Source organism: Metabacillus endolithicus (assembly GCF_023078335.1).
Taxonomy (GTDB): Bacteria; Bacillota; Bacilli; order Bacillales; family Bacillaceae; genus Metabacillus; species Metabacillus endolithicus.
The window spans coordinates 968,467-994,197 of the sequence record NZ_CP095550.1; the positions used below are offsets into that span (position 1 = coordinate 968,467).

A 25,731-nucleotide genomic window follows, 5' to 3' on the forward strand; every position below is an offset into this window, starting at 1 on the left:
TTATCCTTTCAACCTATTACTTTGCATATTTGTTTTAGACATAATAAAAAAATATAATAGAAGACCAAAGGGTAGTGCCATAAGAGTTAACAATTTTTCAGGTGATTCTTTCATGAAATTTCCATTCTTAGACAGAATACTACTAGACACATAGTGTATTGCCTGCCTAAATTTAAATTTCAGATCTACAAAAGATAGTTTCATTAATTCTTTACGATAGAAAGCAAATCCATTTGGGTTATTTCTATATTGTTTTAGCATATTTAATGAAGATCCATCAGGCAAATATTCAACTATACATAGTACCTCGTTCATTAAGAGCATTGGATATACTTCATCTAATTTATGGTACTTATATGCCAAGCCAACGTATTTCTCATTTTCAAATATTGGATAGGGATATTTTCTTGTTAGTTCCGTTCTTAAAACTAGTTTTTTATCTCCTTTTACTTGATGCTTATTATATAGATTAAATAACGTAGATTTCTCTAAATGTTCAGGTAATCGTGTACCAATAACCTTACCATTCCTAAATGAATCTAAACCAATAATACCACTCACTTGTTCGCTCCCGTATTTATCCCAAAAATGAAGTATTTTTTCAACTCCATCCACTGGCATATAATCATCAGAATCGATACATATATTCAATTCAGTTTGTATATTTTCATAAGCAGTGTTATGGGCACCATGCATTCCTTGATTTTCTTGCTTTATATATTGGATTTGAACTAAATTTTCCTTTATCCATTTTTCAACTATTTCCCTTGTATTATCACTTGAACCGTCATCGATAATCATCCATAAGAAATCTTTATTTGTTTGCTTAACCAAGCTTTCATAACAGATATCTAAGCAATAAGCTCTATTATAGGTAGGAGTAAATATCGTTAGTCTCTTCAAGGATTCCAACTCCCTATTTCTTGGTAAAGATTATTCATATATTTAGCAGTATTTTTTATATTATATCCCTGATTGGTAAGAGCTTCAGGTGACATTAATCTGTTATTGCTGAGATTACTTAACCTACCTATCTCATTGATCCATAGATTTGTATCATCTAAAGGTAAATACTTAACTAATCCGAGTTCCATATCAACCTCTTCTGTAATATTTGTTGAGATTATACATGGTAATCCAGCACCTTGAGCTTCAATTAATGTTACTGGTAGTCCCTCATGAAATGAGGGGAAGATAAATAAATCAAAAGCTTGTAGTAAACAATGAATATCACTTCTTACTCCTACAAAAATCACTCTTTGGTCTAAGCCTAATATTTGTACTTTTTCTTCAATTTCCTTCCGTAGTGGCCCATCACCAGCTAGTACTAGGTAAACCTCTCTATTTTCTTTAGATACTTCAAAAAAAACATCAATTAAAAAGTGATGATTCTTTTGATGGTTAAATCTACCTACATGGCCGATCACTGTACTTGAATCCTCTATATCTAGCTCGTAACGAACTATTTTTCTAATCGCTTTGTCATATGAAAACTTCTCAACCTCTATTCCGTTTTTCAAAAAAAAAGTAGATTGTATTTTTGAATTAAATAACCATTTTGCTGCTAAAGTTGAGCAAGCAAAATAGTGGGTAGCATGTTGCACTATATTACTCCCAGCATAGTTTTTATATAGCCTCGCTATAAAACTTCCTTCACTTTTAGTATTATGGCTATGAGCTATCCTTACTGGAATTTTAGCCCTTTTTGCCGCCTTTAAGACAAAACCACTCATCTTATCCATATGAGAATGAATAATATTATAATTTTTATTCGTTTTAAAGAAATTATTTAAGTTTTTTATGTATTGAAAATGTCCACTCTCAGAAATGTAAGGAATTCGGTGTATTATGCCACCAAGCTCTTTAATCTCCTGATCAAATACTCCTTCTTTACAAGTTAAGAAATCGAATTGTATCTTCGATCGATTCATGTTTCGATATAGATTCATGATTAGAGTTTCCGCTCCCCCACGATTCATATTTACTACTACATGCAGAACTCTTATTGGGCTTTCCACTTAATTCCCTCCATTTCTTTCATGTACCTTTCATATAGAAGACTATTTTCATTAAGAATAGTTTTGATACTATACCCTTTTTCAATCTTATTGCGCCCATTCACACCTAATGTTTTTATTAGATGTTTATCTTGTGTTAAATGTTTTATTTTCCCCACCAAATTTTTAATATCATCAGGCTTTACAATCCATCCATTTGAAAGGTCATTGACAAGCTCATTATGCCCACGATTCTCAGTGGCCACTACTGGCAACCCACATGCCATTGCCTCCATAATATTCACCGGAAGACCCTCTCGTAAGCTTGAGGCAACTGCTACATCACACATAGGCAGGAGATCGACAATGTCTTTTCGATACCCTAAAAACTCAATCATATTTTGGACATTTAGCTCTATAGCCAATTGTTTACATGAACACTGTAAAATACCTTCTCCAGCTAGAAGAAGTTTTACATCAGGCACGGTTTGCTTTAATTCAGCTAGAGCTTTAATTAATAATTGTTGATTTTTATTTTTGTTAAATTCTGCTGCATAAAAGAGTAAAAAATCATTTTGCGTGTAACCATATTGTAATCTTCTTTCTAACTTTTCTTTTTCACTCAGAGGTTTATAACGATCTGTGTCAACACCCACACCGTGAACATGCTCTATACTTCTTGCTTTAAAACGATGTGTTATAGCTCTTTGATAATCTTCCTCATTAATCGTAATTAAACAATCAGTATATCTAGCAAGTATTTTCTCAATTTGATAGTAGAGCAACCAATTAATTAATGGTGCCCCCTTACAAAAGTGAAATCCATGGGCGGTATAAAGTACTTTAGTTCCGTTCTTTCGAGCTTGTTTTGCGGCAAGTCTTGTAAGGACTCCCCCATCGGAGTGTGACAGTGTACAATTCTATATTCGTTTTCATTAATAATTGATTTTAAATTCTTAAAAGCTACTAAATTTTTTTTTTTAATGGAGATCGTTGAATCGGTATATTAAACTTCTGATCAACGTAGGGTAAGTCCATTTCACCACTCGCTGCTATGTGAACTTCCCAGCCTTTTTCTTTAAACCATCTCAAGATTGGTAGATGAAAAGCTTTAAAATGATAATCAACCGTCGCACAAAACAAAACTTTATTTGCCACTTTGAATCATCCCTTATAAAACAGAAAAAACACTTAAATTTAAGTGTTTGAAATTTCTGTATATTCTTTTTCTAAAATATTGTTTAGAAAATTTAAAAGTTCATATCTTAAATCCTCGCGTTCTAATGCAAGTTCAATAGTTGTTTGGATAAAACCCATTTTTTCTCCAACATCATAGCGTTTTCCATCAAAATTGTAAGCATAGATAGCTTCGAATTGATTTAGTGCTGCAATGGCATCTGTTAGTTGAATTTCTCCACCAGCACCTGGTTTTTGTTCTGCAAGCATGGTGAAAATTTTTGGACTTAAAATGTATCGACCCATGATCGCTAAATTTGATGGAGCATTCTTTAGTGTTGGTTTTTCTACTAAATGATTTACATTATAGAAGCGTTCTCCTATTTCTGCGGCATCGACAATACCGTACCTGGACACCTCTTCATCTTTTACATGTTGAACACCAATAATTGAAGCATTGTACCGTTCATATTGATCAATCATTTGTTTTAGGCATGGTTTTTCTGCTCTAACAATATCATCGCCTAATAAAACAGCAAATGGTTCGTTTCCAATAAATTTTCTAGCACACCAAATTGCATGCCCTAGTCCACGTGGTTCCTTTTGACGAATATAATGGATATCCACTAATTTTGAGGCTTTTTGCACCTCATTTAACAGCTCAATTTTTCCCTTTTCAGCTAGTGTATGTTCTAGTTCAAAAGAATGATCAAAGTGATCCTCAATTGCACGTTTTCCTTTCCCCGTCACAATTATAATATCTTCAATTCCTGATTCAACTGCTTCTTCTATAATGTATTGAATCGTTGGTTTATCAACAATTGGAAGCATTTCCTTCGGCATTGTTGTAGCAGGTAAAAATCTTGTACCTAGTCCTGCAGCTGGGATAATTGCTTTTCTTACTTTCACTTTCGACACGCTCCTCTTTTAAACTGAAACTAATTTCTTTTTGTAAGTAATTTTTGTATTTGCTAGATCCAGAAGAGACTTCCTTAAATGTTCACGATCCAGAGATCTAAAATTCTTGATAATATATTCTATTTCTTCAATATATAATTCCGATGTTCTACCGATGTATATTTTGGGATAGATTTGTTCTTCGTGAACCTCTTCACTACTTAGCAGCTCTTCAAATAACTTTTCACCAGGTCTCATACCTGTATATTCTATACCAATCTCATCAAGATTGTTTCCAGATAGTTTGATTAGATTTTTCGCTAGATCAACAATTTTTACCGGCTCACCCATATCTAATACAAATATTTCTCCACCCTTTGCTAAAGCTCCAGCTTGAATAACCAATCTAGAGGCTTCAGGGATGGTCATAAAGTAGCGAACCATATCTGGATGTGTAACAGTTACTGGACCACCCTTTTGGATTTGCTTTTTAAATAATGGAATGACACTTCCTCTACTTCCCAAAACATTTCCAAACCGGACAGCCACAAATCTTGTTTTACTTATTTGATCAAAATGTTGAATAATCATCTCTGCAAGTCGTTTTGTAGATCCCATTACACTCGTAGGATTTACAGCCTTATCCGTTGAAATCATTACAAAGGTATCTACACCATTAAGACGTGAGGCTTCTGCGATGTTTTTAGTTCCAATGATGTTGTTCTTTACAGCCTCCTCAGGACTTCTTTCCATTAGCGGGACATGCTTATGAGCGGCTGCATGATAAACAACGTTAGGCTTGTATTGCTTCATAACTCTTATTAATTTATCATTATCTTGTAGATCCGCAATTTCAGTAATGATATCGATCTCAGTGTTTTTACATCGTTCTTTTAATTCCATTTCAATCGTGTAAATACTGTTCTCTCCATGTCCCAATAAAATAATTGTTTTAGGATCAAAAGAAGAAATTTGCCGGCAAATTTCAGAGCCAATTGACCCTCCTGCTCCTGTAACAAGAACTACCTTATTGGTGACATAATCACTGATACTAGTAATGTCTAGCTCAATCGCCTCACGTCCTAGCAGATCTTCAACTTGTACATCTCTAAATTGATTAACAGAAACCTTTCCAGTTAACAAATCTTCAAGCATTGGAATCATTTGAGTCTTAGCAGAGGTTTTTGCACACTCTTTGAAGATATGGTTAAGCTGTTTTTTATTTAGAGATGGTATGGCAATGACTATGTTCGATATATTTAGTTCTTTCGTGAAACGGTCAATTTCTTTTACACCACCGACCACTGGAATACCTAAAATATCTAATTTTTGTTTTTTTACATTATCATCAATAAATGCAATCGGCTTAAGCTCTGCATCGTGATTTTGTAGCAGTTGCCTAGCAACCATAGTTCCGGCTGCTCCTGCTCCTATTATTAATGTTCGTTTTTGGTTTATTGAATGCTGCAAGTATGTATCTCGGTAAACTCTCCAAACAAACCGTGAACCTCCGATTAGCAATAAATGAATCATCCAAGTAATTGCTAAAATTCTAAAATAAATATCATTTTGTACGATTTGTTGTACAATAGCAGTTACGATAATTGAATAACTAATAACTTTAAAAATACTTATAAGTTCTCCTATGCTCGCATATTCCCATGCTTTTTTATAAAGCTTATAAACAAATGAAAAGAAATGGTGACAGAATAATAAAGTAATAGAACTAATAAAAACATGAAGTGATAAATTATCCATACTTGGATTTATTAAAGCTTGGCTAAAATAAATTGTAGATATAACAATAATAGAATCTAATAATATAAGTAACCAAATTCGGCTAAGATAGGACAAGGTTTCTCACTCCTTCCTCTTTAATTTTGCGATGTTTTCTTTATGATCATAGTTCTTCTTTGTATAGCATAATCTAATTCTTTTTTAAATTGCTCAAGCTGGTCTATAGAGGCATCCTGTTTTATGTAGCGCAAGAGCTTTTTCATGACCTTTGGGTATCGATCAAAATCCTTCATATCATCAGCTCCTTTTACTAAAATGATTACCTATAAATCTCGAAACTTGAGAAATATAGGTAATCATTTTAATAATATGGGCATTTAACCCTCCCTCACACCACACTCTTGACGACTCGCGTCTAAGGTTTTTTAAACCCACAGCATGGCCGAGTGCCTCCATTGATAAAGGCAAGGAGACATCACCTTTCTTACATATTTCGCACAAAAAATTCTTTATAAAGAACGGTTTTGCATAAATTTATTCCCTTTCATTCAATATAACGCCTAATACATTAGCTCGTACAAGTTTTAATAATCTGTTAGCCTCAACAGCCTTTTCTTGATCTGTTTTTCCACTATTTACTGTTAACACGACACCATCACATTGTCCTGCTAATAATTTAGTTTCAGTCGTTTCAAGCACTGGTGGACAATCAATTATTACCGTATCATACTCTTCTCTTACTTCTCTTAGAAAACGAGTCATTGCATTTGATCCAATGATTTCTGCAGGATTAGGAGGAATTGTTCCACTTGAAAGTACATCTAGTTGTCCAATCTGCGTATTAAAAATTACTTTTTCTAATAAGATCCCTTCCATCAAAACATCAGTTAATCCCTCTGACTCCCTTAAGTTAAATGTTTGTTGAAGTTTTGGTCTTCTTAAATCTGCATCTATTAACAAAACTTTATTACCTTGTTGTGAGATCGAAATAGCTAAATTAACAGCTGTTGTAGTTTTTCCTTCTCCGTTAGATGGTGAAGTTATCATCAACATTTGATGTTTTTTATTAGATGTACTGAATTGAATGTTTGTTCTTATAGTACGAAAACGTTCAGCTATTTCGGAATTAGGATATGTATGTGATACAAATTGGCGTCTTGTCATTTCTTTTATTGCTTTTTCTTTGTTTAATAGACTAAGAACCAATTGTCTCACCTCCGTATTTAAATTTTAAACGATGTTTTTTTCTCTTTCATATTTGTTTTTTTCATTTTGGGCACTGTTCCTAGGACAGGTAGGCCTAATAATTCTTCAATTTCATGTTCTTTTCTTACACTATTATTTAAGGAGTCTAGTAGAAAGGCTATTCCAATACTAACTACTATTCCACCTACAAAGCCAAAGATAATTGGCTTGTTTTTGTCCTCATTAATTGGAAACGGAACTTCCTTTGCTTGAGATAAAAGTTTAACATCATTAAAACCCATAATACTCGGGATCTCTTCTTTATATGTTTCCGCAACCGAATTTGCTAAAATAGCCGCCTGCTTTGAATCAGCATCAGTAATAGTGATTGTCACAACCTGTGAGTCACCAATATTAGCAACCATGATCTTTCCGCTAAGAACTTCTGGAGAGTAAGGAAGATTTAATTTTTTAACCACTTTATCTAACACAGTTGTGTCTTGAATAATTACTTTAAGAGTTGACATCAAACTGCTATCTGCGTTAATTATTATTCGTGCAGTTGATTGAAATAGTGGACTGTACGAAGATAGTGAATAATAGGTCCCTGCAGAAGTTGAGACAGCAGTTATCAGTAGGATGATCCACATGTATCTTTTAAGTACTAAAAATAATTCTCTGATGTTAATTTCTTTTGGTTTATGTTCCATTACTTGTTTATCATCAAGCTCTTGTAAGCTAGACATTATATTCTTTCACCCACTTTTGTTAAATAAGAACTATAGAAAATCTCATTTTTGTTTTCTTAACTATAGAATAGTTCACTATAAAGAACAAGTCAATCCTTTTAAGAGAATTTTCAAAATCTCATTTATTTCTATTTTCTTAGGAAACAATACCTAAACATATGACTGCTTACTCCAATATACATATAACTATATCCGATTTAATTAATTTAAAAAAACTCTTAAATTCAGTTGTTTTTTCGTTAAAAAGAACGTTTTATTCTTATTTCCTCATGATATCTCTTCCATTCATATGTTTTTGTTATTTTATTAAGAACAAAATGTTCCTTATAATGAACTTGTTGACAATTCTTGTTATAGGATAAGGAGAACCATATGGTTGGAAAACGTTTAAGGGAGTTGAGGCAGGAAAAGGGATATTCAATAACAGAATTAGCTGAGTTAGCAGGGGTGTCAAAATCTTACCTAAGCTATATTGAACGAGATGTGCAGAAAAATCCCTCGCTTCAATTTTTAAGAAAGATCGCTTCAACTCTAGAGACAGAGATTGAAGTGCTACTAGGTCCTTCGCCTTCTGAGGATCTATCGAAAGAGGTTGTTCTTGATGAGGAATGGAGTAAATTATTGAATAAGGCAATTGAAGAAGGCATGAGTAAAAAAGATTTTAAAGAGTTTAGGGATTATTTGAAGTTTCGAAAATGGAAAGAAGCAAAGAAGACGAACGAAAACCTTATCCAGGAGGACAGCTGAATGAATGTTGTGAAGGAAAAGCTAAATTACGAGCAATTAGATGTAGAATGGATAGAATTAATAAAAGAAGCAAAGCAGCTTGGCTTATCCTTTAGTGAGGTCCAAGAGTTCCTTCACCAGCAGGTAGCTTCTCATGAATAAAAGGCCATTTTCCGGTCTTTTATTTGCTTTTTTTCTTTAGAACAAGTTGAAACCATGGTACATTAACATACCATGGCTTTTTATTTCATTTATCTCACACCTATTTCAAGTCCTAATCTAGACTCTTCCTCATACCCATTCGGATTTAACGATTGCCATCTCCATGAGTCCTTACACATCTCCAAAAGCCCTTTCCCAGCAACCCAATTCAATTCTTCTTTCGCTTTCGCTGGATCAGCGTAGCTTATCCCTATATCACCCGGTCTTCTGTTGGTGACTTGATATCGTATCTCTTTTCCAGTTACCTCTTCAAACGCTTTAATCATTTCCATTACACTGTATCCACAACCTGTTCCAAGGTTATAAGCATGAACTCCAGTCTCAGTTAGCACCTTATCCAACGCTTTTAAATGACCTATCGATAGGTCAACTACATGGATATAATCTCTTACTCCTGTTCCATCTTTTGTTGAATAGTCATTTCCGAATACTTTTAATTCTGGCAGCTTTCCTACTGCAACTTGAGTGATGTACGGTACAAGGTTGTTCGGAATTCCATTAGGGTCTTCCCCAATTAAACCACTTGAATGGGCACCAATTGGATTAAAATAACGTAACAGCGCAATACTCCATTTTGAGTTTGATATATATAAATCTCGTAAAATCTCTTCTATCATTAATTTTGTTCTGCCATACGGGTTTGTTGCTTGTAAGGGAAGGTTCTCGGTTAATGGAACTTGTTCCTGTGTTCCATACACAGTTGCTGATGAGCTAAACACCATATTGTAAACACCGAATTCCTCCATAACATCACATAGTACAAGTGTACCAGTAATATTATTATGATAATAATGTAGTGGAATACTGACTGATTCTCCAACAGCCTTTAGTCCAGCAAAATGGATAACTGCTTCGATTTCGTTTTCTCTAAAAATAGTTCGCACACCATCTCGATCTAGAAGATCTACTTGATAGAATGAAAAATCTCTTCCCGTTATTTCTTTAATTCGATCTAGTGATGCGGGTTTACTATTTGATAGATTGTCTAGAACAATAATATCGTATCCTTCTTTCAATAGTTCCACACATGTGTGAGATCCAATATAACCTGCTCCACCTGTTACTAAAATAGACATAGGTGATTACCTCCAAAATTATTTTCTTAATAAAGAACAAAAATGGTTGGTGAAACGTATAAGGCAAAATGCACAACATTAATATCCCTATTATAACATTTATAAATTCATTATAAAGAACAAAAACACTTTTATTTCAATAAATTCATTTTAATCCCTCTATCCCCCATGTCCTATCCAACTCCCGATCACTCAAAGCCGGATAACAATAAAATCCAGCCGCTAAACATTCACGCAAATAATAATTAATTCTATCCTCATTCTCACCTTCATAGCCTTCACCGTCATCAACATAGTCAACAGACAGAACAATTTTCCCTGCTTCCGAAAACTTCTTTATATAAGGCAATCTATTTTCTGTATAGATGCTTAAATCTTCCTCATTAAACCAAAGATCTTCAAGTCCAATGCCATCAATTGCATGTAAAAATGACTGATCGTCATCATATTGAACAATACTTTCTCCATTCTGAGGAAAAACCAGGAAATCACTGTTCGTTGCTTTCGTATAGATTGATATATTTTCAATAAGCTTCATCATTTTATCAGCTGCTTCTTCCTCGTTAAGAGGATCTGTTTCAAATCTTTCTTCATTATCTTCACCATATGTCCCATCATTGCCCCAATATTGAAAGGCATCCACAATATCAAGGTACACTCCCTCATACCCAGAAGCTATTATAAAATCAAGCTGAGTTTTAATAATTTCCCACCATTCACTATCCCAATAGCGAACCTTTACTCCTTCTGGCCAATCTTTATTTGGAACTTTTCCAAGCCAAGAAGGTGCTTCATTTGTGACTTGAACGGCTCCTTCACTAAAGCTTCCCCATTCTTCTTTCCAAAACCATTCATAAAAACTTGCTTCACCAATACTTAGGTAGGCAACCGGGGTCATTCCGTTATCCTTCAAATACTGAACTTCCTTTTGCGATAATTTCTTCCCGTTCTTTCCACCAAGTTCTGACCCTACGACAGCAAAAGAAAAATTCTCTCCATCTGTTTCCTTAACATCTAATTTTTGCAGTTGATATAACCATTTAGACTGGTTATATTTTTGCACTTCTGATGTTGTTAGTTCTACATGTTTTACAACATCTCTTTTTATCATATTTTCTATACTACTACATCCAACTAGTAAAATGACGAGGGTGAAAATTGTGATTTTCTTAAGGTACACTCATTCTTGACCTCCAAACAACTTAAACTTCTTTTGCGACAAGCTTTATTTCTGGATCCTTGTTCGTTTTTGTTTTCTTCTTGATGAAGACTTTCTTTAATTTTTGAATCAACGGCTTTTCAACGTATGAGTGAACTAGACATCCTCCTATCAGCATAATCACAAGAAGCACACAACTCGTCATCCAGCCTCCTAGCTTCTGATAAACTGAATATTTGTCAAAAAGCTCTGCAAGGAAATCTAAAATGATAATATGCGATAAATAGATAGAAAACGCAGCATTTCCCAAGTAGTTAAAGAACTTCGGAATTTTTATATCCTTTACCATATCAATAGAAGCAAGACCAAAGATAAGGCAAACAGATGCTAAACTTATTCCAGTATCATATCCAATGTTCACCAACTCATATACAGAATTGACCCACATAAACGGAAAGCCTAATAAACCTATCACTGATAATAAAACAGAGATGAAAGGATATACGCTAATCTTAGTAATCAGATAAGCACATAGAATTCCACCTAAGAAGATCAAACTTACCGGATCAAAGATAAAATGTAACCAGTAATGATGAAGATCTAATGGTCCGTATGCATAAGAAATTGTCACAAAAAGCCCAGAGACCGAGCACTGACTTTGAAATAATTGGCTTCGGTACAAACAGCAACGAGAACATTAAATAGAAAAACACAGTATGTCGTAATGACCAAGCAACGATTAAGATTGGTTCTAGCTCACTTGAGTTCGGAATTAGGAGAAACGAAGTAAGTATTGATTCTAACTCGGTTTCATGTCCTGCTCCATACCAAGGATAAATAAATAGAAACGGTAATAACACTAATGTTAACAGCCAATAGAGTGGATAAATTCGAATAAAACGATTAAGCAGGAAATTTTTCAACTGATCTGGCTGTCCTAGATTTTTTCTATAAATGTAATAAATCATAAACCCAGATAACGCGAAAAAGTAATTAACTCCCCCTGACATTGGGAGCATCCAGAGACCTAATACGTTAAAATCAAAATAGTCGTTCATTGTTAGTGACACATGAAAAAGCATAACCATTAGGGGAACCAGAGCTCTTGAAAACTGAATTAACACTAATTTTTTCCTCATGATTACATGATCTCCTTCTATCATTGTGTTGGCATGTAAAAGTTTTAAAAAATGGTTTTGTTCCACCTAATCTGGTGCATTCCTTGTTCAGGGTTATGCGGCACATCATGGTCCTGGTCCCAAATAAGCTCCAATGTATCACTGCCGATTTTTGCCGTAAACTTATTAAAGAAAGTCGCCCCATTCAATTTTTGTGGTTTTACAACATGTTTTTCTCCTATTGCTAACTGACTAAAAATTCTAGACTCATAGCGTATATATTTTCCATTTGCCGCCCAATTTTCTGTACTTGCACAATAGGCATCCATATTAAACATGATTGAGGCTAATAATCCCTGTTTATAGCATTTATTACGTATCTCTTTTTTCTCTGTACTTTTCAATGCATCTAATGCAAATGTTTTTGTCTGAAACTGTTCATAATACGTTCTTCCATTATAGTCAGAATGTTGTTCATGATAATACCGATAAGCTTCCCACATGCGAGTTTGATCACTCCAAGGATCTTTATGTGAAACAGCCTGTGTTCCGTCTTCGTGTATGTAATACCAGGCGTTTTCAAACAAAATATAATCATTGCTATTTAGCAATGGCTCTAAGTTGTTCTGGTTACCATTGAAATCGATCCAATCTAAATAGATATTGCTTTTTGAGAAAACATAATCAATTCTCCATGAATTTGCAATGATTGTTAACCCTTTTTGATGGCAGTACTTAACAATTTCGTTTTGTCTTTCCCTAGTGACAAAATAATCAAACCCGAACTCATCTAAAAAAATTCCGGTTACACCAAGCTCTTCCCACTCGTCTATGCGTTTCTTTATTTCTGTTAAACTTAAATTCGAATCTGCCACAGATGAGTCTAGCCCAATTGGAACATATCCGAAAAACTCAAGTTTTTTGTTTTTCTGAAGCATTTTCCGGGAAATTTCTTTTGCATTAGCGTAATCCTCATGATGTGGATGTTGATAAAAATCCCCCCAAACAACAAGATCATATTGAGAGAATAGCTCTGCACAATCGTCATTGTTCCAAGTTCCACTAAATGAAGAAGGATATCCGTAATACAAACAAGCCCTCTTTTATAGGTTGTGTGACAACATTTGGTTTTTTATCTCTTGTGGTCGACATCTTCCATTTCAATGCAATACCTCCTTCTCCAAAAATTTAAATGAACTGATTCTTTTCCAACCATTTACCAAAACGATGGAATCTGTTTAAAGTTGTTTTAATATGAATACCTTGCCCACAAAATGCATGATATTCAATCGAATTCAAATAGTACAGAAGTCGAACGATCGCAAACACAAAGCTGACGATAGCCCCAAACGCAAAGCTGAAGCCCATAATATTGATAGCCGCCTGGTAATAGAATAACAGTACCAGCTAGATTTAGGCTAAAAAATACAAACGAACTATATAGGGCGCCCTTTCGATCTTCAAAATAAAGCAGCACTAATAGGATTACTAACAACATTCCATTCGCAAAAGCTCCAAAAGCTGTTATGCGGAAGATATGAATGAATTTTTCATCAAAAGATAACATTCTAAAGATTGGTCCAGCTGTCATCACGACTATTAGTGTAATGATCAACTGAGAACGAAGTACCTTTTGAATTTCCTGAAATAACACATTAAACATTTTCTTTTTTGCGGTTCTAATTTGTGCTAATGTGCCGCCTTTATTAACATAGTTAAAAAATAACTTATATTTCCGATAAAATCTTGTCTCAATTGAAATAACAATTAAAACCATCGTAGGTAAAATCGTTAAGTAGCTCCAAAACAACGCCATATCGTATATTGGATGAACAATGAAAGATCCAGCAACGATTTTTGCTCCTTCGCCGAACCAAATTACCCAATTACACGCCCATATACCCAGATTATAAAATACCCCAATAAAAAACAGAGAAGGAAAGCGTTCAAAATAGGAGAGATAATCAAATTGCCCCTTTGAACTACATTCTGGAAATGTTTTTAATAATGTCAACATTAATAAAAAAAGTGTAAGAATCATTCCAAATGTAAACGCAGATAACAGAACTAGCGAAAAAGAAACATTTGCTGTAAGAAGATTTTCGTTCAAGCAGATTAGCAATGTAGCAAGTACCGATGTAACTCCGCCTATAAGAAATGCCCAGGCAATTGATTTAAAATTTTTTGTTGCAGATAGAAATAGTAGAATAATCCATATTAAATTCGTTGTTAAGAATAAGAATAATAAGATTAGTTTATATAGAAATGGTAATGGGGAAATTGCGTAAAAAACAATCCATAGTAGCAAAGCAAGCACCGAGATAACCTTCGTAACTCCTAAAAATAATGGAAAAACATTTTCTTCCTTTTTGCTGTAAAGAAGATCAGATAAATATCTTGTTGCAGTATACTGTTGTGTACTAAAGATTAATTGCGAAAAGATGAAACAATAAGATACAGAGAATATAAAGATTTCTCTTTCTTCCGTTGTAATTGATGAAAACTGATTGATGATCCATTGCAGAATTCCCATCGTAATAGTCATCACGATCCATGGTCCTGCAGTTGTTAAACCAGCAACGCTGTATGCTTTCATTCTTGATGAATAGTAATCTTTCTTAAACAACTCCTGGAGGTGAAATCCGATTCCGGCCAATTTCTTGCCCCCTTTCTTGGTATAGTTTGCTGTATTCATAGATCATTTGGTCAATTTGATAGAATTCCTTTACTCTTTTTTGGCCATTCAAACCGAATATCGTAGCTTTTTCCTGATTTCGATAAAACCACTTTAGTTTTTCCGCCATTTTTCTCGGGTTAACAGGGGGTACAACAAAACCGGCTTGTTCCGAAGAATGATGACCTTTTATTAATTCTGCACAGCAGCCAACATCTGTTACAACCCATGGAATAGCTGCTGCCATTCCTTCTAATACGGCCAAAGGCTGCCCCTCAGAAATACTGCTTAACACACACACATCAAATGACGGCAAATAATCAGTAATATTCACCTTTCCTGTTATAACAACCTCCTCTTCTAAACCTAAAGTAACAATAAGCTGTTCACATTCAAGTGTATATTCTTCATCTTCCTCTACCGGTCCCATAATAAATAACTGAATGGGAATGTTATCTTCTTTTAAATATTTTGCCGCTTGAATCATTGTTTTAATATCCTTAATCGGAACAACTCGGACAATAGCTCCAATTCGTAATTTACGGTCTGGTTTTTCTCTTTTTATGGCTGCATATTTATGATAATGAACACCATTTGGGATAATCTTTAATTTTTCCCTAGGTGCACCGGATAGCTCCTGAAATTGACTGTTTCGTTTAAAAAGGGTAATAATGTCTTCAGCATGATAATAGGCAATTTTAGAAAGATAATAAAAGAACTGAATCCATGTTTCTTTAAAATCATCTTTCACCCAATTTGATTTTAAAATTTCTTCTTCCCGTTCCCTTGAGTACATACCATGCTCAGTTAAAATAAATGGTATTTGTTGAGTTGCTTTTATATAAGATGACACTAAACCAGCATAGCCTGTGGAAACCGAGTGAATAATATCGACCTTAGGATAATCCTGCTGAAGTAGAGAAAGAACTGGTGATAGCATTGACTTCCACATTGAATAGAAGTCTAAAAACGAGCTATTATTATATTGCTTTTGATAAGTGTCAACGATAAAAGACCAAAATAGAGGAAATTTATTTAAAAATTGTTCACTAGTTCCCACCTTTCTCCGGTCTCCTAGTAACATCAACACATCTTCACGAAAACTATTGCTAGCAAGCCACTCTCGAATTTTTTCTTGTTCATTTTTCAATAACTGCGGTTTTCGTACAAGTCTAGTGGATACTTCATTAAGATTTATATTTGTTATCCCGCACACATTGAATGGCAGTGAATATTTATAGTCGGATTTTTTCCTAGCCTTATCCGATATGGCTATGATCTCAAACTTATGTTGTGGCATGCTTTCTATTAACATATGAATCCAGCTTGAAACACCACCGCTTACATAAGGATAGCTTCCCTCTGCAACAATCCCTATTTTCATTGTGCATTCTCCCTTATTTCCAATTTTGCTTCAGGTTTTGTAAGTTTTACAGCATATAACCTTGAGGAAGTATCAAATTCCCTTACCTCACCAAATTGAAATGATCCAGTTTGCAGCTTCTTCCCTTGCTCTAGTCTTACTAATAGAGTTGTTGGGTTTAATAGGTTAGACCCTTGAATAATAATAGATTCAGGTGTATATGAAACATCTAATGTTGCTTCTTGATAATGAATCATTTTTTCCGTTGCTTGCTGTGCAGTTAGTGGCTCTAAGTGTGGATACAATTCTTTCAATTCTTTAAACGTTTGAGAAAACTTTTCTTTCATTTCTGGCCAGCCATCTTTTTTGGCACGACGTGGATCTAATACATCATCTGGATGGATGAAATGTGATATCATACCAAAATTTGCAATGGCATCTTTCATAACAAATTCAGTATCTTTATTAAAGTTGTAATCACTACTTATTCTTGGAAAATGATAAAGATGAGAGTATTCTCTATCAAACTCATATTCCTGGACAAAATCTCCCTTTCTAAGAGAACCATCATATAGAGAGGCAATCGTTGTAATATTAGGCAGTTTATTAACGATTGCATCAAGACCTGTTCTATTTAATACGTTAGATGGTGGTACATAAGTCTGAAATGTTTGGTTTGGAAAATAGTAATCGTAAAACTCTTTTACAGTTTGTAAAGACTTCTCCATTTGCTCTTGACTGTCCCACCTACGATAACCTAGTGACGAATCCATTGGTTCACTGCCTGTTACTAGTGATTGATGATTATAGCCATGCAATCCAATTTCTCCATTATTTTCTAATAACTGCCTTCCATAAAATGTCATTGTTTCTCTTCCATTAAAAATTAAATCTTGAGCTTTTAGCTTGTCATCATCTCGATATGTTCCAATAAACAGGCCAGTATACGCTAGGTCAATGTCCTTTGCCAACTCTTTCATATCTTCCCACCAGATATTTTTATAAAACTGAGAGATTGTTAGATCATAATCCTTTGATATTGATTTCGAGCTTCCTTCAGGAACAGGTGCAGGGAAATCATCAATAAACATAACCTTTGCCCCGACTTGAGCTGTGACAAATGCAGGCGTTGCTAACCCTATTGATTGAAGTAATAATCCCCTAAAATGCTTTTCATGAAACATTGTTGCATTCCAATAAACAACTACTCCTTTTTCATATGTATTCTTCCAAAGAACCGGGGTGTTTTCTGCTGTTATATAGACTTCTGTGTCTTTGTCCAAAACAACATCCAAGGACTTATTTTCTACAATCCAACTCTCTTCACTAAGATCTTCATAGCCTGGAAAAATCGTTTTTTCAAAATGCAAGCCATATATAGGATCCTTCATTAGACCTTTTTGACTTTTTATACCGACTAATTCATTCCATTTTACATCTATTATCCGATCTGTAATAACAAGTCTTCCCCCTTCTTCAACAAAATTTCTAATGGTTTCGTAGGGGAATAAATCAGTTTGATGGCCTGTTAGTACCAGTAGGTGATAAGGAGAAGCTTGTAAACTCCCTATTTGCTGATCCGTTATTTTTTCATATGGTATTTTCGCATAGTCTAAAGAGTGTTTGAGATTTTCGGAGATTTTATGAGATCTCTTTGTTCCATCTTGGTAGATAAAGATCTTGATTTTTTCTCCCTCAGCAGAGCCTGCGGAATGGGACATTGTTTCAATTTCTTTTTTAGCTACTTTAATCGGTGCAAAATATTCATTAATATTTTCGAGCCGATAAAACTGTAAAAAAACAATCCCTAAGATTATCAAACCTAAAGCAAACATATTTTTCATTAGAAATTTCTTATTCATCCTAAACTACCTTCCAATGTTTTAATGGTTTGTGAAATAGCTGGAGGTATACACTCTTTCTGGACAGACTGGTTCATTTCATGCATCAATGACTTCATTTCCCCCCATTGCTTTTTTTCGTAAAGAATACCTAAGGCACCAATATATCCATCATAGCTTGATGGGAAATTCTGTATCATCTTTATAAATAAATCATATGCTTTTTCGAGTTCTCCAAGCTCATAGTAGATTTTGGCTAATGAATTTTGAAAAAAAATGATCTTAGGAAAAATCAAAATACTCTTTTCTAGGAGCCTTTTATATTCTTGTATTATTGAGACTTTGAAATGATCTTTTAATAGTCCACTATCCAAATATTCTTGGTAGAAATAAACAAGGTTTTGATAGCTGTTAAGCTCGTTACTATTCAGGCATTTTCTTGCCCCATCAATTTTTGCTTTATATTGATCTTGAAGAGAAAGGAACATTGTGGCAGCATAATGAACAATTTCATGATCTTTATTTTCAAGAGCTATATTCAAAAAACGTGCCTTATCATTAACCTTTAACTTGTTCATTTTTAAGATATATTCTTTTTGAACTTCAGAAGGTGAAGACTTTATAATAACAGCAAGAGGTATTACGTCTTTATCTCCTGAAGCAACCTCTCGTAATGCTTGTAAATTTTCTATTTTATCGAGTAAACTACCTTCAAAATTAATAAATGGTTCATTTATTTTTTTACTTGTCATAAGCCATAATGCTATTCCAAAAATTTGACCTATTACCGGTATTAGCAATGATAGCCACGTTATCCAAATGAATAATCCTTGCTTTGAGTCTTCGACTTTTGACTTAGTAAATCGAAAAAAGGTATACATACATATGGAATTTAATAAAAATAAGCCTATGACAAAGCTAAATAAAATGTGATTTTCCATCATAACCCTTCCTTTGAAAAAATCTACTATCCATATACTTTTACAGATTCGCTATTATTTTCTTTAATTGCATGTTCTAGACAATTTGAAACCCAGTTTAATAAACATTGAAGAAATTCACTTTCATAGGCATTTACACGATCAAAGGCAACTTCGTTAACACAAAGAATAGCCATTATTTCACCATTCTTCTCAATAACTCCAGCTATCATCGGCGCATTATCTTCATCAGTTACATTTTTAAAAATAACAGATTGCTTCTTTAGTAGCCTTTTGTAAAAGTATGAATGCTCAGTTAATAAGATATTCTTTGTTAAATCCTCAGAAGTGTAATCACTAAGCTCTAAGGAATTTGTTCCATAGTCATACATATAAATTCCCACTTGTTTTGTACCAAAATAATCAGCAACAACTTTTATAAGTTGATCTAACACTATATCAGGATGATTATGATGAAGAGATTTCATCATGTTATAGATATATATTGGCGTTTTTTCAAAACCAAGTATTTTAGCGGTAAGATGTTCTCTTGACTGATATAAAGTATTTAGAGTTTCTTTAAGTTCGGTATACTCTTGTTTTAATTCACTAAGCTCTTCTTGCTGAATCTGGTGTTTTTCTTGATATTTTGTGTGAAAAATTCCACATATAATAGCAGCTAGCAAGCTTAAGAAAATCCATTTCACCTGATCAAAATCAACAAATAATAATAGGAGGTCCAACCCGTTAAGGTAAGATACTACCAGTTGATAAATAACAGAAACTGCCCAACAAAATCCCCCCATCTTCAAGCCATACCTTATGGAACACAACACAACAAACAATAGCAAGATACTCGGTCTGATAAAGGTGGCATCCATGGTCCAAAAATAATCAATAACAAAAAGTTCCTAAAAAGGAAACAATCAGTTCACTCCATTTATTGAAATCCAATTTTGAAACATTACCCATTTCTTCACTCCTCGTATGTAATTCATTAAAATAAATAATTATGTGAAAATAATGTTAGAACCTAATCTCAAAAAGATTCTTTGGATTCAAATAAACTTAGTAAATTAACTGAATGATTCACCGAATAAATATATCGATTATTTCGTTCTCGTAAAAGAACAAACGATTAAAATTTTTTTATTACTACGACTATCCAATCATTTTAAAAAAATTAAATATCTTTATGAAGTTTAAAGTTATTCAGCTAACAACCTTCAACCCCTGTTACAACTACCTTTTCTCACATACAATAGACATAATATGAAGATCAATATTATTAAATACCATTTAATTACAACTTTTTTAAACAAAATTCGTTATTTTCCTTACATGTTTTGTCCACACCTATAATCGTTAATAACATTGTTTATTAGGTTTAATACCCGAATAAATTCTATATAAAGAACAATTATCTTAAAAAGAAATAGATAGCTTATGTATCTGTTAGCTATCTTTATGAATCTTCAACTTCCAAAATAATATTATATTGTTTCTAAGTGGTCAATAATTTTTCTTTTCAATTTGTAAAATTTTTTTGGTCTATTTCATACATAATATTTCAACATAACTTGAAATCTTTCCCTGAATTTTTACTTGGTTAACTATATGAGTGATGTTTTATTTTTCCAAAAAAATAGGGACAAGAATGGTATTCATCGTTAATGTTTTCACTAATACGCAATAGTAAGAAAGTAGAAGTATATTAAAGTAGCAATAAAATCCCCGTACTATTTCATTACCATTTACAGGTTACCTAATTAAGATTTTTCAAAATAGTTAAGATACGAAAAAAAAGGCCATCAATTAATGACCTTTTGATCTTTACTAACAGAAACTTTATAAACGAAAATATCCTGATACTTAGATATCACTTCTTTAAAACGTGGATCTTCTTCTTGAAGAGATCCAGTGATGATCTCATTTCCATTATCTTCAATTGTTACCCCTACAATGACCTCTTCATTCGTATTAAAGTTTATCTCTTCCTCAAGTTTATTAAACAGAGAGGATGAATTTTGTGATTCATACTCTTTATAAGCTTCCGTTGCGCTCACACCATTTTCAGACAATACTAATGCGTGGATGGTATATCCTTCATCCGTTCTCTCTCTTGAAAAGAATAGCGTATGGGGTTTGTCTTTTGCTGTAATGGAACTGGACATATTTGCTACATGATTTTGTTTTTCACCGTTGTGATAGTGTTCAACAATTAAACGAAGCTGATAATCATTCGGAAGCGCGCTGACGTCATAACTAAGTATTTCCTGACCAATTACTCCTTCCAGTATTGATTTCTCTCTGCTCGTCAGTTCTGTTGGACTGATTAACATTTCAGATTGAGTCGTTTCTGAAGTGCACCCAATAAGAAGAATAATAGAAAGCACGAAAATAATCTTTTTCAATCTCCTCCACCACCATCGCTGCCTCCAAAGTCTCCAAAGCCGTCAGAGGAATCATTTGAATCATGATGATTCTGCTTGTCATGGGAATCACCAATGAAAAATGATGGGATAAAGGACGCATTCTCATTTCTATTCTTTCTATTTTTCCTCGACTTTGTTCCAATACCGATTGCTAAACCAATAAATAGAAGAGTTATAAAAATCAATACCACAATAAAACCTGCCATCACTATTAACCCCTTTATTATTTTCTTCTCAACCTTCTTACTCCCTCCATATGATTAAACCTTACAAACTATGTATGAATTTCAATGTATTGGTAAAAATATGTAGCAAGGATGGTGTTCATAGGTGAAGAAATGGATATTTTTTCTTACAATACTGTACGGATTAACAGCAACACAGGTTTCATTTACTCCTGAAGTTCATGCTGTTTCACAGAAAACATGGGAAGATGTTGCAGTAAAAGAAACAAAAAAACGTTACCCACTATCACAAGTATTGTTTTCTCAAAAAATTTGGGACAAAAAGAAAAAGGATTTTACAGTTAAGCAATACCGCTTAACATTACGTGAAGGTATGGACGATTTTGCTGTCTATACAACCATAACATATGATTCAAATACTGGTGAAATTAAGAAAATTCAGGTTGTACCAGAAGCATAAGTGGTGCCTGTCACTCCTCGATATTTGCAAAATAATGTCGACAAGATTAGCTCTGTCATATAAATTCACTTTATGACAGAGCATTTTTATGTTGATAATAAAAAAACAGCACAGAAATGACTGTACTGTTCTCCCATTCTTTATCGATCTTTTTTCTTATTCATTAACAATCTTACTGCAAAAGGTAAAATACCTAACCAACGATTACTGTAATATGACGAAGATGCATCAAGATCTTTACGTTCCTGTCGTTGCTGCTTTCTTGTTTCTTTAGGCGTGTCCATAAATTTTACTATTTGCTGTGTAACATACTTAACATAGTCATTTGTAGACAAGGTAAAACACCTCAATTAATAATGGTATCTACCTCTATTTATTTCCAAAGTTCTTAGAATTTAATCGTATACTTATTTCATTCACAATATCTTCAATATTTTTTTGGTCCGTTTCAATTAAAATTGTACAATCATCATAAAAGTTTACTCGTGATTGATATAAATCATTGAGCTCTTGTTTTGATTTTTTACTTGCTAAAGGTCGAGTTTTATCTGAAGAAACACGTTCGTAGATTGTATCAATATCGGCATGAAGCATCACTATATTGCCATGTTCCTTCATCCAAAGTTCTCTATTTTCATCCTTAATAACAATTCCACCGCCGGTTGTAATAATAACGTCTTTTGTTGGAAGTTCTTTTAAGATTTTTGTTTCTTGGTCGCGAAAAAAGGCTTCACCATTTTCTTCAAATATTTCTTTAATGCTTTTATTTAATTTTTTTACAATTTCTTGATCTGTATCAATAACAGGAAGTTTCATGTTTTGTGCAAGTTGTTGACCAACCGTTGTTTTTCCTGCTCCCATAAATCCAGTTAAATAGATTGCTTCCAAAACCAGTTCCTCCACGTTTTCTTTCTACAATACCATAATTTTTAATATTCAGACCATAAAATCATTTCATTTATTGAAGAATCGTAATGATAAGAAGCTGTATATTCTTTTCCTTCATTTGTTTGACATGTGATGGAAACTCCAAAAATTAGTGGTGAGACTTCTTGAACCTGGTAAGAAAATTGACCATTAAACGTATTCACTGAAATCTGTTCATTAAGTAAAGGAGTTCCATCCTTCACTTCCTTTAGTGACCTTTCGACTGCAGCTTGCATAATTGAATCAAGAGTATAGTATTGCTTTGTTTCTTCATAAAAATTCTTTTCATTCACTAAGGATATTGATATATGCGCTGTTATTAGCAAACAGAAAAACACAACCACCATCATACTTGGCAAAATAAAACCTTTTTCTTGCTTCATGCTTTTACTAATTCCTTATAAGTTCTAAATGTGTAGGTATAGACTTTTCCAGCCTCACTTATGACAGAAAGTTGAATTCCTCTGTCAACTTGGTGAAAAGTCATTGTTTTTACTTTTAAAAGAAGGATTTCGTGGCCTCTGTCGGCTATTTGTCTGCGAATTAGGTTTTTATAGTGATTAATACTAACATGTTGTCCAGCATTATTTGTAAATGTTAATTCTTTATCCTGAATGGTTATATGACTGGATTCTTTAAATTCCCTATGAAGTTGTATGATAAAAAGTTCCCATTCAAATGGCCTTAAGTCTTCGGGATGTTGAGAATGAGAAATTAAAAAGTGAAAAACAATCGTGAGAGTTGAAATAATGAAGGAGTAAATGAAAAAGGTTAGAAGCATATTCAAAAACGTATACCCCCGTTCGTTAAGATACAAGAAGGCAAACTGATTTTGTTTTTTTATACAAACTTGACCACTCCATACAAGCCTTTTGATCCCCACCTTCCTCCTTCCATGTTAAGTGATAAACTACTGAGTCTTTTTCAATATCTTCGTTTTCTTTGTTAACACCAGAAAAAGCAACATGTTGAACTTTCTCGTGTAATAATTTCAATGCATCAGAAGATTGTTTTGTTGTAACTCGTTCTTGAGTTAAAAGAACAAGCTGAGGGATGAGGATGGAGACAATTAATATCCACATACTAAATGCTGTGATTGTTTCTGCTAATGAATAACCTTTAAAGTTCTTGAAGAGCAAAACGACCCTTTCCAAGATAAAAAACCACCTTAAATGACTGCTTATAATAGCTAATGTGCATAGTCCCACTTGCTCGAATCGAACCATTTGGATTATAAGTGATGCGGTTCGAAAACACTTCAGCCTCAATTTTGATTCTACTATCATACTTTCTTTCGATAAGAATTGACCCATGCTTTGTTCCTTCAATAGTATATTTGTTCTGACTCGGCACAAATACTATATATGCTTTTTCTTCATTCACCAATGCGTATTGCTGTGCATACATGACATCTTTTTCAAATGTATCTAAAAAAGTATCTAAAACTTTTTGATTATAAATAGGAACAATATTCGCAATAAAAAGCAAGCTCATACTGCTTACAATAGCTAACACAAGGACTGTCTCTAATAGGGTAAAACCATTTTTATTAATCGGCTGCTGGTGCTCCTCCATCAGAAACAACTCCATCTGCAGCAATAACAACCGTGTTTCCATTTGGACATACAGGTGTGCTTCTTAGATAACCACCGGTTTCTAGTTCTCCTAAGGTAGGAATTTTTTTATGATCAATTTGATAAGACGTAACTTGGGCCTGTACCATATTAATTAGACCTTCACAACCTTTTTCTTGAATACTGCTATTATGCTTCGTTACATTTGGAATTGTAATAAGCAGTAAAACTGTAATAACGAGTAATACAATTAGCATTTCAATTAATGTAAAACCTTTTTCGTTCTTCATCGATTACCTCCTATAAGCTTTCCATCATCTTGTACATCGGTAAAAGCATAGATAAGTAGACAAATAACACGATTATTCCTACAAAACCATAAATAGCTGGTTGAACGATTGCCATTACCTTCACCATTTTTTGTTCAAGCTTATCAATAATAAGCTGGCTATACGTGTAAAGTTCCCGTGATAGCTGTCCATTTGCTTGTCCATGCAAAATAACAAGAGACAGCTCCTTTTCATAAAAGCATCGTTCACCAATAATGTGATGAAGCTGTTCACCAGCTCGTAATTGTTGAATAAGGTAGCCTGCCTCTACCTTAAAAAATGGCAGCAGATTTTGACTTTCAAACACCTTTAAACTCTCAAAAGTAGACATCCCCCCTTTTAATAAGTTACTTAGTTGCAGAGCAAAGAAATAACTGTGTGAAATAATAAATATTCTTTTTAAAATAGGAATTTTTATGATTGTGTTCATTTGAGTATCTGCGGCTGTTTTTTAAATATGGAAAAGAAATAATAAACAATTACGGATGCTGCTACTATCAATAAAATTCCTGAAAGCTTTAATCCATTAAAAACAATTAGTAAAAATAATGAAAAAAAAGAGGTTTCAATATTCATAGAAGCATATAGCTGCTCAAATTGTGGGGTGATAACAAATTGGATCATGAGTAAAATAATTGCCACTGTTGATAGAAGAAAGATAGGATAACGTAGTAGTTTTGTAAGCTTATCGAACTGTGTAAGTTTTTTATCCAGAATCCCACTACATTCTTTTAGTGAAAATTCAAGGTCCCCATGCTGTTCTGCAAAATAGAGATAGCTTAACACATCCCGATGAAATTGTAAGCTTGAAAGTGCTATTCGAAATGAATTACCTGAAGATAAATATGATATACATTGCTGTAAGTCAGCTTTTTTATACCCTTGCTCGTTAACATGAAGAAACTGCAGAGCTTCATTTAGTGTATACCCTTTATCTAACAAACTACTTAATCTTTTTAGCAAAGATAGTTGGTCTTTCAA

Annotated in this window: 31 protein-coding genes and 1 pseudogene; 3 read left to right on the top strand and 29 right to left on the bottom strand. The window is 33.6% G+C overall.

Annotated features, from left to right (window positions below; genetic code table 11):
• The 8 genes and pseudogenes from MVE64_RS05340 to MVE64_RS05375 form a co-directional block, all read right to left on the bottom strand.
• Nucleotides 1–903, bottom strand: coding sequence for a glycosyltransferase family 2 protein (locus MVE64_RS05340; protein WP_247344430.1), 903 nt, complete (start codon nucleotides 901–903; stop codon nucleotides 1–3).
• Complete coding sequence (locus tag MVE64_RS05345) at nucleotides 900–2,018, bottom strand: glycosyltransferase family 1 protein (RefSeq protein ID WP_247344433.1); 1,119 nt, start codon at nucleotides 2,016–2,018, stop codon at nucleotides 900–902. Before MVE64_RS05345 ends, MVE64_RS05340 begins: the two co-directional genes overlap by 4 nt.
• Nucleotides 2,003–3,155 (bottom strand): annotated as a pseudogene (locus MVE64_RS05350) (glycosyltransferase family 4 protein). Before MVE64_RS05350 ends, MVE64_RS05345 begins: the two are co-directional and overlap by 16 nt.
• 39 nt (nucleotides 3,156–3,194) lie before the next feature.
• On the bottom strand, nucleotides 3,195–4,082 hold the full coding sequence (gene galU, locus MVE64_RS05355) for a UTP--glucose-1-phosphate uridylyltransferase GalU (RefSeq protein ID WP_247344435.1): 888 nt from the start codon (nucleotides 4,080–4,082) through the stop codon (nucleotides 3,195–3,197).
• Between the two features lie 18 nt (nucleotides 4,083–4,100).
• On the bottom strand, nucleotides 4,101–5,924 hold the full coding sequence (locus MVE64_RS05360; RefSeq protein WP_247344438.1) for a polysaccharide biosynthesis protein: 1,824 nt from the start codon (nucleotides 5,922–5,924) through the stop codon (nucleotides 4,101–4,103).
• A gap of 20 nt (nucleotides 5,925–5,944) precedes the next feature.
• Complete coding sequence (locus tag MVE64_RS05365; RefSeq protein WP_247344441.1) at nucleotides 5,945–6,100, bottom strand: hypothetical protein; 156 nt, start codon at nucleotides 6,098–6,100, stop codon at nucleotides 5,945–5,947.
• Nucleotides 6,101–6,341: 241 nt separating this feature from the next.
• Nucleotides 6,342–7,013 (bottom strand): CpsD/CapB family tyrosine-protein kinase, encoded by a 672-nt coding sequence (locus tag MVE64_RS05370; protein ID WP_247344444.1) that lies wholly within the window; start codon nucleotides 7,011–7,013, stop codon nucleotides 6,342–6,344.
• Between the two features lie 17 nt (nucleotides 7,014–7,030).
• Nucleotides 7,031–7,738: a YveK family protein gene (locus tag MVE64_RS05375; protein ID WP_247344447.1), complete on the bottom strand. Its 708-nt coding sequence runs from the start codon at nucleotides 7,736–7,738 to the stop codon at nucleotides 7,031–7,033.
• A gap of 375 nt (nucleotides 7,739–8,113) precedes the next feature.
• On the opposite strand from MVE64_RS05375, the gene MVE64_RS05380 reads away from it, so the two are divergent.
• Nucleotides 8,114–8,488: an XRE family transcriptional regulator gene (locus tag MVE64_RS05380; RefSeq protein WP_247344449.1), complete on the top strand. Its 375-nt coding sequence runs from the start codon at nucleotides 8,114–8,116 to the stop codon at nucleotides 8,486–8,488.
• The gene (locus tag MVE64_RS05385; RefSeq protein ID WP_247344452.1) at nucleotides 8,489–8,629 is read left to right on the top strand and encodes an anti-repressor SinI family protein; all 141 of its coding nucleotides are present in this window, start codon (nucleotides 8,489–8,491) and stop codon (nucleotides 8,627–8,629) included.
• A gap of 89 nt (nucleotides 8,630–8,718) precedes the next feature.
• Here the strand turns inward: MVE64_RS05385 and galE are convergent, their stop codons facing one another.
• From galE to MVE64_RS05445, 12 genes are all read right to left on the bottom strand, one after another.
• Nucleotides 8,719–9,765, bottom strand: a complete 1,047-nt coding sequence (gene galE / locus MVE64_RS05390; RefSeq protein WP_247344455.1) for a UDP-glucose 4-epimerase GalE — start codon at nucleotides 9,763–9,765, stop codon at nucleotides 8,719–8,721.
• 145 nt (nucleotides 9,766–9,910) lie between these two features.
• Nucleotides 9,911–10,945, bottom strand: a complete 1,035-nt coding sequence (locus MVE64_RS05395; protein WP_247344458.1) for an MJ1477/TM1410 family putative glycoside hydrolase — start codon at nucleotides 10,943–10,945, stop codon at nucleotides 9,911–9,913.
• A gap of 22 nt (nucleotides 10,946–10,967) precedes the next feature.
• Entirely contained in the window at nucleotides 10,968–11,555 is a 588-nt protein-coding gene (locus tag MVE64_RS05400) for an acyltransferase family protein (RefSeq protein WP_247344461.1), read from the bottom strand.
• Nucleotides 11,491–12,063 carry an acyltransferase family protein gene (locus tag MVE64_RS05405; RefSeq protein WP_247344463.1) on the bottom strand — a complete coding sequence of 191 codons (573 nt, stop codon included), beginning with the start codon at nucleotides 12,061–12,063 and terminating at the stop codon, nucleotides 11,491–11,493. The genes MVE64_RS05400 and MVE64_RS05405 overlap by 65 nt, the downstream gene beginning before the upstream one ends.
• A gap of 44 nt (nucleotides 12,064–12,107) precedes the next feature.
• Nucleotides 12,108–13,133, bottom strand: a complete 1,026-nt coding sequence (locus tag MVE64_RS05410; protein WP_247344466.1) for a hypothetical protein — start codon at nucleotides 13,131–13,133, stop codon at nucleotides 12,108–12,110.
• A 194-nt stretch (nucleotides 13,134–13,327) separates the two neighbouring features.
• On the bottom strand, nucleotides 13,328–14,698 hold the full coding sequence (gene pelG / locus MVE64_RS05415) for an exopolysaccharide Pel transporter PelG (RefSeq protein ID WP_247344469.1): 1,371 nt from the start codon (nucleotides 14,696–14,698) through the stop codon (nucleotides 13,328–13,330).
• The gene (gene pelF / locus MVE64_RS05420) at nucleotides 14,661–16,100 is read right to left on the bottom strand and encodes a GT4 family glycosyltransferase PelF (protein ID WP_247344471.1); all 1,440 of its coding nucleotides are present in this window, start codon (nucleotides 16,098–16,100) and stop codon (nucleotides 14,661–14,663) included. Before pelF ends, pelG begins: the two co-directional genes overlap by 38 nt.
• Nucleotides 16,097–17,941 carry a DUF2194 domain-containing protein gene (locus MVE64_RS05425; RefSeq protein WP_247344474.1) on the bottom strand — a complete coding sequence of 615 codons (1,845 nt, stop codon included), beginning with the start codon at nucleotides 17,939–17,941 and terminating at the stop codon, nucleotides 16,097–16,099. Before MVE64_RS05425 ends, pelF begins: the two co-directional genes overlap by 4 nt.
• On the bottom strand, nucleotides 17,938–18,861 hold the full coding sequence (locus MVE64_RS05430; protein WP_247344477.1) for a tetratricopeptide repeat protein: 924 nt from the start codon (nucleotides 18,859–18,861) through the stop codon (nucleotides 17,938–17,940). The genes MVE64_RS05425 and MVE64_RS05430 overlap by 4 nt, the downstream gene beginning before the upstream one ends.
• A 26-nt stretch (nucleotides 18,862–18,887) precedes the next feature.
• Entirely contained in the window at nucleotides 18,888–19,646 is a 759-nt protein-coding gene (locus MVE64_RS05435) for a hypothetical protein (RefSeq protein ID WP_247344479.1), read from the bottom strand.
• 1,005 nt (nucleotides 19,647–20,651) lie between these two features.
• Entirely contained in the window at nucleotides 20,652–21,254 is a 603-nt protein-coding gene (locus tag MVE64_RS05440) for a hypothetical protein (protein ID WP_247344482.1), read from the bottom strand.
• Nucleotides 21,251–21,481 (bottom strand): hypothetical protein, encoded by a 231-nt coding sequence (locus MVE64_RS05445; RefSeq protein WP_247344484.1) that lies wholly within the window; start codon nucleotides 21,479–21,481, stop codon nucleotides 21,251–21,253. Before MVE64_RS05445 ends, MVE64_RS05440 begins: the two co-directional genes overlap by 4 nt.
• 124 nt (nucleotides 21,482–21,605) lie before the next feature.
• Between MVE64_RS05445 and MVE64_RS05450 the strand changes: the two genes are divergently transcribed.
• The gene (locus MVE64_RS05450) at nucleotides 21,606–21,920 is read left to right on the top strand and encodes a DUF3889 domain-containing protein (RefSeq protein ID WP_247344486.1); all 315 of its coding nucleotides are present in this window, start codon (nucleotides 21,606–21,608) and stop codon (nucleotides 21,918–21,920) included.
• A 140-nt stretch (nucleotides 21,921–22,060) separates the two neighbouring features.
• Here the strand turns inward: MVE64_RS05450 and MVE64_RS05455 are convergent, their stop codons facing one another.
• From MVE64_RS05455 to MVE64_RS05495, 9 genes are read right to left on the bottom strand one after another with little or no spacing between them, the layout of a single operon-like run.
• The gene (locus tag MVE64_RS05455) at nucleotides 22,061–22,255 is read right to left on the bottom strand and encodes a YqzE family protein (protein WP_247344488.1); all 195 of its coding nucleotides are present in this window, start codon (nucleotides 22,253–22,255) and stop codon (nucleotides 22,061–22,063) included.
• Between the two features lie 34 nt (nucleotides 22,256–22,289).
• Complete coding sequence (locus MVE64_RS05460) at nucleotides 22,290–22,808, bottom strand: shikimate kinase (protein WP_247344491.1); 519 nt, start codon at nucleotides 22,806–22,808, stop codon at nucleotides 22,290–22,292.
• Between the two features lie 41 nt (nucleotides 22,809–22,849).
• Entirely contained in the window at nucleotides 22,850–23,230 is a 381-nt protein-coding gene (gene comGG, locus MVE64_RS05465) for a competence type IV pilus minor pilin ComGG (RefSeq protein ID WP_247344494.1), read from the bottom strand.
• A complete protein-coding gene (gene comGF, locus MVE64_RS05470) occupies nucleotides 23,227–23,730 on the bottom strand; it encodes a competence type IV pilus minor pilin ComGF (protein WP_281730458.1) in 504 nt (167 codons plus the stop codon). The genes comGG and comGF overlap by 4 nt, the downstream gene beginning before the upstream one ends.
• Nucleotides 23,654–24,001, bottom strand: coding sequence for a competence type IV pilus minor pilin ComGE (comGE, locus tag MVE64_RS05475; RefSeq protein WP_247344497.1), 348 nt, complete (start codon nucleotides 23,999–24,001; stop codon nucleotides 23,654–23,656). The genes comGF and comGE overlap by 77 nt, the downstream gene beginning before the upstream one ends.
• Nucleotides 23,967–24,422: a competence type IV pilus minor pilin ComGD gene (comGD, locus tag MVE64_RS05480; RefSeq protein ID WP_247344500.1), complete on the bottom strand. Its 456-nt coding sequence runs from the start codon at nucleotides 24,420–24,422 to the stop codon at nucleotides 23,967–23,969. Before comGD ends, comGE begins: the two co-directional genes overlap by 35 nt.
• Nucleotides 24,397–24,711 carry a competence type IV pilus major pilin ComGC gene (comGC, locus tag MVE64_RS05485; RefSeq protein WP_247344502.1) on the bottom strand — a complete coding sequence of 105 codons (315 nt, stop codon included), beginning with the start codon at nucleotides 24,709–24,711 and terminating at the stop codon, nucleotides 24,397–24,399. Before comGC ends, comGD begins: the two co-directional genes overlap by 26 nt.
• 10 nt (nucleotides 24,712–24,721) lie before the next feature.
• The gene (locus MVE64_RS05490) at nucleotides 24,722–25,180 is read right to left on the bottom strand and encodes a type II secretion system F family protein (RefSeq protein WP_281730459.1); all 459 of its coding nucleotides are present in this window, start codon (nucleotides 25,178–25,180) and stop codon (nucleotides 24,722–24,724) included.
• Complete coding sequence (locus tag MVE64_RS05495; protein ID WP_247344507.1) at nucleotides 25,177–25,731, bottom strand: type II secretion system F family protein; 555 nt, start codon at nucleotides 25,729–25,731, stop codon at nucleotides 25,177–25,179. Before MVE64_RS05495 ends, MVE64_RS05490 begins: the two co-directional genes overlap by 4 nt.

What these genes read in the sequence shown, in the direction of transcription:
- MVE64_RS05425 (WP_247344474.1), bottom strand. Translation starts at nt 17,941, where the DNA reads ATGAATAAGAAATTTCTAATGAAAAATATGTTTGCTTTAGGTTTGATA.
- comGG (WP_247344494.1), bottom strand. Translation starts at nt 23,230, where the DNA reads ATGAAGCAAGAAAAAGGTTTTATTTTGCCAAGTATGATGGTGGTTGTG.
- pelF (WP_247344471.1), bottom strand. Translation starts at nt 16,100, where the DNA reads ATGAAAATAGGGATTGTTGCAGAGGGAAGCTATCCTTATGTAAGCGGT.
- MVE64_RS05365 (WP_247344441.1), bottom strand. Translation starts at nt 6,100, where the DNA reads ATGAAGGATTTTGATCGATACCCAAAGGTCATGAAAAAGCTCTTGCGC.
- MVE64_RS05375 (WP_247344447.1), bottom strand. Translation starts at nt 7,738, where the DNA reads ATGTCTAGCTTACAAGAGCTTGATGATAAACAAGTAATGGAACATAAA.
- MVE64_RS05490 (WP_281730459.1), bottom strand. Translation starts at nt 25,180, where the DNA reads ATGAACACAATCATAAAAATTCCTATTTTAAAAAGAATATTTATTATT.
- MVE64_RS05405 (WP_247344463.1), bottom strand. Translation starts at nt 12,063, where the DNA reads ATGAGGAAAAAATTAGTGTTAATTCAGTTTTCAAGAGCTCTGGTTCCC.
- MVE64_RS05380 (WP_247344449.1), top strand. Translation starts at nt 8,114, where the DNA reads ATGGTTGGAAAACGTTTAAGGGAGTTGAGGCAGGAAAAGGGATATTCA.
- MVE64_RS05445 (WP_247344484.1), bottom strand. Translation starts at nt 21,481, where the DNA reads ATGGCAGGTTTTATTGTGGTATTGATTTTTATAACTCTTCTATTTATT.
- comGC (WP_247344502.1), bottom strand. Translation starts at nt 24,711, where the DNA reads ATGAAGAACGAAAAAGGTTTTACATTAATTGAAATGCTAATTGTATTA.
- galE (WP_247344455.1), bottom strand. Translation starts at nt 9,765, where the DNA reads ATGTCTATTTTAGTAACAGGTGGAGCAGGTTATATTGGATCTCACACA.
- MVE64_RS05385 (WP_247344452.1), top strand. Translation starts at nt 8,489, where the DNA reads ATGAATGTTGTGAAGGAAAAGCTAAATTACGAGCAATTAGATGTAGAA.
- MVE64_RS05435 (WP_247344479.1), bottom strand. Translation starts at nt 19,646, where the DNA reads ATGGGGGGATTTTGTTGGGCAGTTTCTGTTATTTATCAACTGGTAGTA.
- MVE64_RS05430 (WP_247344477.1), bottom strand. Translation starts at nt 18,861, where the DNA reads ATGGAAAATCACATTTTATTTAGCTTTGTCATAGGCTTATTTTTATTA.
- comGD (WP_247344500.1), bottom strand. Translation starts at nt 24,422, where the DNA reads ATGGAGGAGCACCAGCAGCCGATTAATAAAAATGGTTTTACCCTATTA.